This is a genomic window from Sulfuricaulis sp. (assembly GCF_040901545.1).
GTDB lineage: Bacteria > Pseudomonadota > Gammaproteobacteria > Acidiferrobacterales > Sulfurifustaceae > Sulfuricaulis.
In genome coordinates, this window is the sequence record NZ_JBBDYL010000010.1 from 1 (window position 1) to 8,144 (window position 8,144).

An 8,144-nucleotide genomic window follows, 5' to 3' on the forward strand; every position below is an offset into this window, starting at 1 on the left:
ATCGCTGACATGCTTCAAACATAAGAACATGTGCGGCACATGTCAAGCGCGAACGCGACCACTACGTGGGGTCCACCCCCGCCCCTCTTGTTCCCACCTGGGCGCGCATGAATTGTGCGCGCCCGTTCGGCGGGGAAAACTTCCGCGCTGCGCTTTCCTGCTGCGCTTGCCACGGCGCTCGCCTTCCTGTCGCGCTTGGGTACCGGCCCACAACGTCCCTGTCGTGGGCGTTCGAACCTTTGGTTCTCACCCAGCCCGGCCATCCCTGGCCGGGCGTTCGCGGCTCGTATTCTCGCCGCTCTCCCACCGGACCTTTTCCTGTTTCCGCCTCACCTCCCTGAGGGAGAGGGGGTATTGAGGTATCGGTCGAATGACCGGATAGGCATTGTTCTCCGGTTTCAACTCGACCCGGCCCCGTTCGCGGTCCAGCCGCTTCAATGTGAACTCGTTGTCCACGATTGCGACGACGATGTCGCCGGCGGCAAGTGATCGACAGCTTTTCGAGCAGACGCGGCGACTGCTGTGGAGCAGGTGGCGGAACGCCAGGATGGGTTTTTCTCGGAACGCGATGGACAAGGTGAAAACGAGGTGGAACGCTGGAAGTGTCGTTGAGTAACGTCGTGCGGTGAGCAACCACTGGCTCGCAAGGATGTGGCGCATCACCACGGCAGGCGCGCTGGACGAACAGAACCACGGGTGGTTTTATTAAGCGGATTTGTCCTAAAAAAATGCGAATTCGGGAAAACAGCAGAGAGTTGCTGTAAATCTTTGATATAGAACTTAACTGTTTCTTAACGGGCGCATGGATCGAAAATACATAGACTATACTGAAAAAAATGCCATAGCTGTTAACTCTCAACGAGGAGGACATCCTTCAGACCCCTGGCATCTTCGGACGGTTAAAGCATCGGTTTTTGATGCCGTTGCTTAAGCGTGCGTCTATCCGGGAGGTCTTATCGTATCAACATGAGCAAAGTCTCGCCGTTGTTTACTCCCGCTGTTGTCCCGGCATTTGAAGCCGAGCGGCTGCAGGAACTCTACACGCTGAAGATACTCGATACCGCGGCGGAGGAACGCTTTGACCGCTACACATCTCTGGCCGCCAATATTTTTGATGTGCCCATCGCCTTGGTGTCCCTGGTTGATAAGAATCGTCAGTGGTTCAAGTCAGCGTGCGGACTCGCCGCCACGGAGACATCGCGAGACATAGCGTTTTGTGCACATGCCATTCTGGAAACGGAGATACTGGTGATTCCGGATGCCAGAAACGATCCACGCTTTGCTGGCAACCCGCTGGTGGTTAACGAACCTCACGTCCGTTTTTATGCTGGCGCGGTCCTCCGCGGCCCGACAGGAAAGCCGGTAGGAACATTATGTCTGATCGATCATAAGCCACGCGACTTGAGTGAGCGGGAGCATGACCGGTTGCGCGAGTTGGCCCGCCTGGTCGAACGGGAATTGCAATACAATTATCAAGTAGAGGAATTGCGCAAGCAATTCGAGCGCACGGCGTATTACGATCCGCTCACCGAGTTACCCAACCGTCGTCTCGTGTATGATCGTCTGCATCAGGCCATCCTGATCGGCAAGAAAAATGTCCAGCGATTGGTGGTGATGTTCCTCGATGTAGACCGGTTCGGTGCCCTGAACAGCGCGCTCGGCCGCGCGGCGGGCGACGCGGTCCTGAAGGAAGTGGCACGCCGGTTGCGCGCGGCGGTCGACCCTTCATGGACCGTCGGTCGCTGGCAGGACGATCAGTTTGTGGTACTGGCGCACAGCATGTCGGCCCGGGTCGATCCCGCGCCGATCGTCAAACCCATTCTTAAGGTTTTCCATGTTCCCTTCCATATCGGCGACGTCGCCTATCCCCTGACCGTACGGCTCGGGGCGAGCACTTACCCCGAGGACGGCCATGACCCTGACTCGTTGCTGGAGAAGGCGACCGCCGTGCTGCATGTGTTGCCCGTGGGTAATATGTCGGCGTACCGTTTTTATACCCAGGATATAGATCAAGACATGGTGCGCCGCTTCGATCTGGAAGGGCGACTGCGCCAGGCGATCGAACGCAATCAGTTGCATCTGGTTTATCAGCCCAAAGTGAAGTTGCGCACCGGGCAGATCTGCGGCATGGAGGCCCTGCTGCGCTGGATGGAGCCGGAACTCGGACCCGTTTCGCCTGCCGAGTTTATTCCGATCGCCGAACAATCGGGTCTCATTCTGGCGCTGGGAGACTGGGCCATCCGCGCCGCCTGTCAACAGAACCGACGCTGGCAGCAGTCAGGGATGCGCCCGTTACCGGTGGCGGTGAACCTGACCAGCGCTCAGCTGCGGCAGCCGAACTTCAAGACATGGATCCGCGAGGTGCTGGCAGAAACCGGCCTCGAAGCCCGCTATCTGAATCTCGAGGTCACGGAAGGCACGTTAATAGACGATATCGAAGAGACCATTAAGAACATGCGTGAAGTAAGCGAGCTGGGCGTTAGCTTTTCGATTGACGATTTCGGCACCGGTTATTCGTCCCTGAGCTACCTGAAACGCCTACCCCTGCAAACTTTCAAGGTGGATAAGAGTTTTGTGGACGAGATGACGAGTAACGTCAACGATGCCACGATTGCTCAGGCCATCATCGCCATGGCGCACAGCCTGAATCTTAACGTGGTGGCCGAAGGCGTCGAAAAACCCGAGCAGCTGAAGTACCTGCGCGCCTATAAGTGCGACGAGATTCAAGGCTACCTTTTCAGCCGCCCGCTTCTGCCCGATGAATTCGCCCAATGGGTGGCCGAAGACCGGTGTCTCGCGTAAGGGTACTGGAGTAGACCATCGCATAAGGTTCCAATCCCGTTGAGGACACCTTACGGGATTCGGACAGACAAACTCCAGACGTAAGCGCTGGTGCCTCCGTATTTTAAGTGTGCCGGAAAGTGTGCGGAATTTTCTTGCGTCATCATGTCACCACCGCTCATTTCGGCTCGTCTCGCGCGTTGGCAAGTGCCATAAGGACTTGATTGAGAAATTGTTGTGCGATACTTGCTTAACTTTTAACCAGTTGGTCAGTTTGAATCGTAGACCTGATGAAGATGAAATTTGTTTGCGGAAGAAATGCGGGACCTGATCTGCATTGTTGCGCATTGTGCTGAAAATTGTGCAATGGGCACCCCAGCTAAGGTTAATGAAAATAGTTTTTTGATTTCCAGTCAAAACTTATCGTATACAGTCGCTGTGAAGAGTTGAGCTTGAGTTTTTTGATTAATACATTGTGTGTTAATGAGCGTGACCAAATCGTGACCGACATGAGTCATGAGGTGGCATTTTCTGGCTTTTACTGGCACAACTGCACTGGCCGGATGCACGTAAATTGTTGATCAATTAAGTTGGCCAAATTTAAAGGGGACCCTCATAATGCTGAGGTCGGCGCTTGTTCGCCCCATCCTTGGGGCTCACCCCTTCGCGCTGCGCGCTCGGGGCCGGCCTATGGCCGTCCAATTTTGTTCCGGACAAAATTGTCGACTCCGCCCTTAGCCACCATGTTTTCAAACAATTATCTCATCTATGCTAGGCTGAACGCCGGGCTTTATCGGGAAGGTACAATACCGGTAACACAAACGGGGAGTAAGCGATGGCATGCATGGAATGTAAGGCCCCATGCGTTTCGATTATCTTGCCTCGTTTAACAATGAACAGGGTACGTTGTACCGTGACTGAAAAATTTCCAATATGTCTCAAGCGTCTGAGAACAGCGACAAACCGCGCCGGGAGACAAAGCGATGCGGCATTTAATTAGCGTACTTAGGCGGTATATATCCAGTTGGCCGGCGCCGGCTCCACGCGCACCAAGCGTTGCAATTTCTCCCCGGCGAATCGGTATCGTCCATCCGGGCGCCATGGGCATCTCCATTGCGGTATCCGCCCAGAACAGTGGACACCATGTCTACTGGGCTTCCGAGGGGCGCAGCGCCGCCACGGCGAAGCGTGCCGCGCAGTTCGGTTTGCGCGACAGCCGCACGCTTGCCAATCTTTGCGCCGAATGCTCCGTCTTGATCAGTGTCTGTCCTCCGCATGCCGCCGAAGCGGTTGCCCAACAGGTAGCAACACACGCTTTTACTGGTTGCTACGTGGATGCAAATGCGATTGCGCCTCAGCGGGTCATTCACATGAGTCACGCGCTGATCCACGCTGGCGCGACCTTCGTGGATGGGGGCATCGTCGGTGGGCCGGCGTGGGAGCCTGGCGGCACGTGGCTTTACCTGGCTGGATCGCGCGCCCATGAGGTGGCGGACTGGTTCATCGCCGGCCCGTTGGGTACCCGTGTACTGAGCACAACGATCGGCCAGGCATCGGCGCTCAAGATGTGCTTGTCGGCCTACACCAAAGGCACCGCGGCGCTCCTGTGTTCAATACTTGCCACGGCGGAGCAATGGCGGTTACGGGAGACCTTGTTGCAGCAGTGGGTCCAAGATGATCCTGCCTTCGCCGAGTACGTGGTCCCGCGGATCCGCGACATCACTGCGAGAGCTTGGCGCTTTGCAGGAGAAATGGAGGAAATTGCCGCCACGTTCCGGGAGGCAGGCTTACCGGGGGAGTTTCATGCGGCCGCTGCGATCGTCTATCGCCGCTTGACCCGCTTCAAAGACGTACAACCGACCCCGGAGCTGGAAGAGGTGCTGGCGGCACTTACTCAGACTGTGCCCCACCGCGCATCCTGAGGGCTGCGCACGCCGGTACTTGGTACAAAAAGCGCAGGTCAAGCCGATGGCAATTCAGGGCAAGGATGCCGTAAAGAGATAAGCAAGATGAATGACCAACCCTTATGGCGACCTTCCGCGACACAAATCGCCGGCGCCAACTTGACCGCCTTCATGCGGGAAGTGAACGCACACGAGGGCATCGATCTTTCTGACTACAGCGCGTTGTATCAATGGTCGATCGATCATCCTGACCGCTTCTGGACGGAATTGTGGAATTTCTGCGGCGTCATTTCACCGGCGCACGGCGGCCCGGCGCTCGTGGACGGAGACAAAATGCCCGGCGCGCGGTGGTTTCCGCAGGCGCGGCTTAATTTCGCGGAGAACCTGTTACGCCGTCGCGACGGTACCGATGCCATGGTGTTTTGGGGGGAGGACAAAGTCAGGCGCCGCCTGTCCCACGATGAACTTTATCGAGCGGTGGCGCAATTCGCCGCCGCGCTGCGGTCCTGGGGCGTGGAGCCCGGCGATCGCGTGGCCGCGTTCATGCCCAACATGCCGGAAACGATCATTGCCATGCTCGCCACGGCGAGCCTCGGAGCGATTTTCTCCTCGTCCTCTCCGGATTTCGGAGTTCAGGGTGTGCTCGACCGTTTCGGGCAGATTGAACCCAAGGTGCTGATAACCGCCGACGGTTATTACTACAAGGGAAAAATCATCGATTGTCTGGCGCGGGTCGGCGAGATCGTGAACCAGTTGCCATCCGTGCAGCTGACGGTGATCGTGCCGTATGTCTACGCGCGGCACGATCTCGGGAAAATCCGCGCCGCACAGCTGTATCCCGACGTGGTGGCCGCGCATGCCCGTGTCACCGAAATCCGATTCGATCCGCTGCCATTCGATCACCCGCTCTATATATTGTATTCATCCGGCACCACCGGCGTGCCGAAGTGCATCGTGCACGGCGCCGGCGGAACGCTGTTGCAGCATCTCAAGGAACACCGGCTGCACAGCGACATTAAACCGGGGGACAAGCTGTTTTATTTCACGACCTGCGGCTGGATGATGTGGCACTGGCTCGCCTCGGGGCTGGCCTCCGGTGCGACGCTCCTGCTCTACGACGGATCGCCGTTCATCGGACGCGGTGGGAGCACCATCCTTTTCGACTTCGCCGATGCCGAAGGCATGACCCATTTTGGCACATCGGCGAAATATATCGACGCCGTGGCCAAGGAAGGACTGGAACCGATCGCGACGCACAGACTGGATTCGCTGCGCATGATCCTGTCCACCGGCAGCCCGCTCGCGCCGGAGAGCTTCGATTTCGTTTATCAAAAAATCAAGCGTGAAGTCTGCCTGTCGTCGATCTCCGGCGGTACCGACATCGTTTCCTGTTTTGTCCTCGGCAGTCCGATCCGGCCGGTGTGGCGGGGCGAAATACAGTGTCGCGGTCTCGGCATGGCGGTGGAAGTGTTCAACGAGGAAGGCCGACCGGTAACGGAGGAAAAGGGCGACCTGGTTTGCACCAAACCGTTTCCCACCATGCCCATTCGTTTCTGGAACGATCCGGACGGCGGGAAATATCGCGCGGCGTATTTCGAAAAATTTCCCGACGTCTGGTGTCACGGCGACTACGTCGAGTTGACCCGGCACGACGGTGTCATCATCTACGGACGTTCGGATGCGGTGCTCAACCCGGGCGGCGTGCGCATCGGTACGGCTGAAATCTACCGCCAGGTGGAGAAGCTGCCGGAGGTCATGGAATCGCTGGTGATCGGTCAGAACTGGCCACCGGGACAAATAGGCGACGTTCGGATTGTGCTGTTCGTGCGCTTGCGCGACGGAATGGTTCTGGGCGAGACATTGATCGCTAAAATCAAGCAAACCATTCGCGTCAACACCACGCCGCGTCATGTTCCGACAAAAATTCTGCAGGTTCCGGATATACCCCGCACCAAGAGCGGCAAAATCGTCGAGCTCGCCGTACGTAAAGTGGTACACGGCGAGCCCGTGAAAAACATCGAGGCCTTGGCCAACCCGGAGGCGCTGGCGCACTTCCGTGATCGTCAGGAACTGATGACCTGAATTTATCGGGTATCGTGTATACCTGTTCCGGCGTCGGTAAAATACTCGACCCTGCGTGCTCCGTAACGTCAAGATCATTGATGCGCGCGGGAGGTAATTTCATCGGGCATTCAGTCAAGCACCCGAATAACAAATCGCCGCGTGCCCGTTCCTAATGATGTCCATCCGGTTGATGTCCATCCAGTTCTCGATCGAGAGTCAACTCGTCGCGCCGTCTCTCGCGCATTGGAACAGGGCGTGTCGTGCACCTCGATCACCCGGAACTGGTGGCGGTCCATTGGCACGGGATTCACGGGTCGTGAATCGACCTGAAAATGCACAGGTTCGGCGCGACTTTTCCGCGATGCGCCATTCGCTCTTACGGTTATAAGATTGTGCGAACCCCGCTTTTTCCGCTTGACAGATTTCGTTAGAAGGCGCGAAATTACCCGTTATCATAGGAATAAAGCGTACTCCAGGGGCCGCCGCAGCGGAGGTCTCCGCCAGCAGCGGAAAGAACGATCACCGAAGCGTCACGTCGACCACAAGGGAGGAGTCCTCCAATGAGTGCAACCGCTGCCGCAGGTTCCCGTCCACCCGTCTTTGAGCGCCTCGGCGAGCGTATCGCCGGGAACGTCCAGAAATGGCTTCCGGATCCGTTTCTCTTCGCCATCCTGCTCACTTTCATCGCTCTCGTCATGGGCATTTTCATCGCCAGCAAGACTTCGGGGGAGATGGTGCAGTACTGGTACAAGGGATTCTGGACCCTGCATACCTTCGCCATGCAGATGGTCTTGATCCTCGTGACGGGCTACGTGTTGGCGCACGCGCCGTTCATTCGGCCGGCCCTGGTCCGGATCGCCGACCTGCCCAGGACCGGGGCACAGGGGGTGGTGCTGGTCACGGTGCTGGCGCTCGTCTTTTCCTGGATCAATTGGGGCTTCGGGCTGATCGTCGGCGCCATCATGGCGGTTGAGGTAGGGAAGCGCGCCCATGCCAAGGGCATCCCGGTCCACTATCCGGTGCTGTGCACCGCCGGCTACGCCGGGCTCGGCGTGAGCTGGCATTGGGGGCCGTCCGGATCGGCGCCGCTGTTGAGCGCCACCAAGGGCCACATCTTCGAGAAGCTGATCGGTGTCGTGCCGACGTCGGATACCATCTTCTCCAGCTACGCGATCTGGCTCTCCGTCCTGAGCCTGATCTTCGTCCCGCTGATCATGTACCTGATCGCGCCCAAGTCGGCCGCGCGCTGCCGCGGCATCGAGCACTGGCTGCCCGAAGCCGTAAAGGGCGGCGCGGCCAAGGGTGCCGCCACGTCGAAGGGCGACGCCAGCTGGGCCGACCGCATCAACAACAGCGTGATTCTCGGCGGGCTCATCGCCTTGATGGGCCTCATCT

General features: G+C 57.9%; 5 protein-coding genes. 4 read left to right on the top strand and 1 reads right to left on the bottom strand.

Annotated features, from left to right (window positions below):
• Nucleotides 1-246 precede the first annotated feature (246 nt).
• Entirely contained in the window at nt 247-660 is a 414-nt protein-coding gene (locus WD823_RS02555; RefSeq protein WP_368427918.1) for a LexA family protein, read from the bottom strand.
• A gap of 306 nt (nt 661-966) precedes the next feature.
• Between WD823_RS02555 and WD823_RS02560 the strand changes: the two genes are divergently transcribed.
• The 4 genes from WD823_RS02560 to WD823_RS02575 all read left to right on the top strand — a co-directional run.
• Nucleotides 967-2,802: an EAL domain-containing protein gene (locus WD823_RS02560; RefSeq protein WP_368427919.1), complete on the top strand. Its 1,836-nt coding sequence runs from the start codon at nt 967-969 to the stop codon at nt 2,800-2,802.
• Nucleotides 2,803-3,764: 962 nt separating this feature from the next.
• On the top strand, nt 3,765-4,703 hold the full coding sequence (locus WD823_RS02565) for a DUF1932 domain-containing protein (protein ID WP_368427920.1): 939 nt from the start codon (nt 3,765-3,767) through the stop codon (nt 4,701-4,703).
• An 87-nt stretch (nt 4,704-4,790) separates the two neighbouring features.
• Complete coding sequence (locus tag WD823_RS02570) at nt 4,791-6,767, top strand: acetoacetate--CoA ligase (RefSeq protein WP_368427921.1); 1,977 nt, start codon at nt 4,791-4,793, stop codon at nt 6,765-6,767.
• A 542-nt stretch (nt 6,768-7,309) separates the two neighbouring features.
• The coding region (locus WD823_RS02575) for a TIGR00366 family protein (protein WP_368427922.1) at nt 7,310-8,144 on the top strand (835 nt) is incomplete at its 3' end.

What these genes read in the sequence shown, in the direction of transcription:
- WD823_RS02555 (WP_368427918.1), bottom strand. Translation starts at nt 660, where the DNA reads ATGCGCCACATCCTTGCGAGCCAGTGGTTGCTCACCGCACGACGTTAC.
- WD823_RS02570 (WP_368427921.1), top strand. Translation starts at nt 4,791, where the DNA reads ATGAATGACCAACCCTTATGGCGACCTTCCGCGACACAAATCGCCGGC.
- WD823_RS02565 (WP_368427920.1), top strand. Translation starts at nt 3,765, where the DNA reads ATGCGGCATTTAATTAGCGTACTTAGGCGGTATATATCCAGTTGGCCG.
- WD823_RS02560 (WP_368427919.1), top strand. Translation starts at nt 967, where the DNA reads ATGAGCAAAGTCTCGCCGTTGTTTACTCCCGCTGTTGTCCCGGCATTT.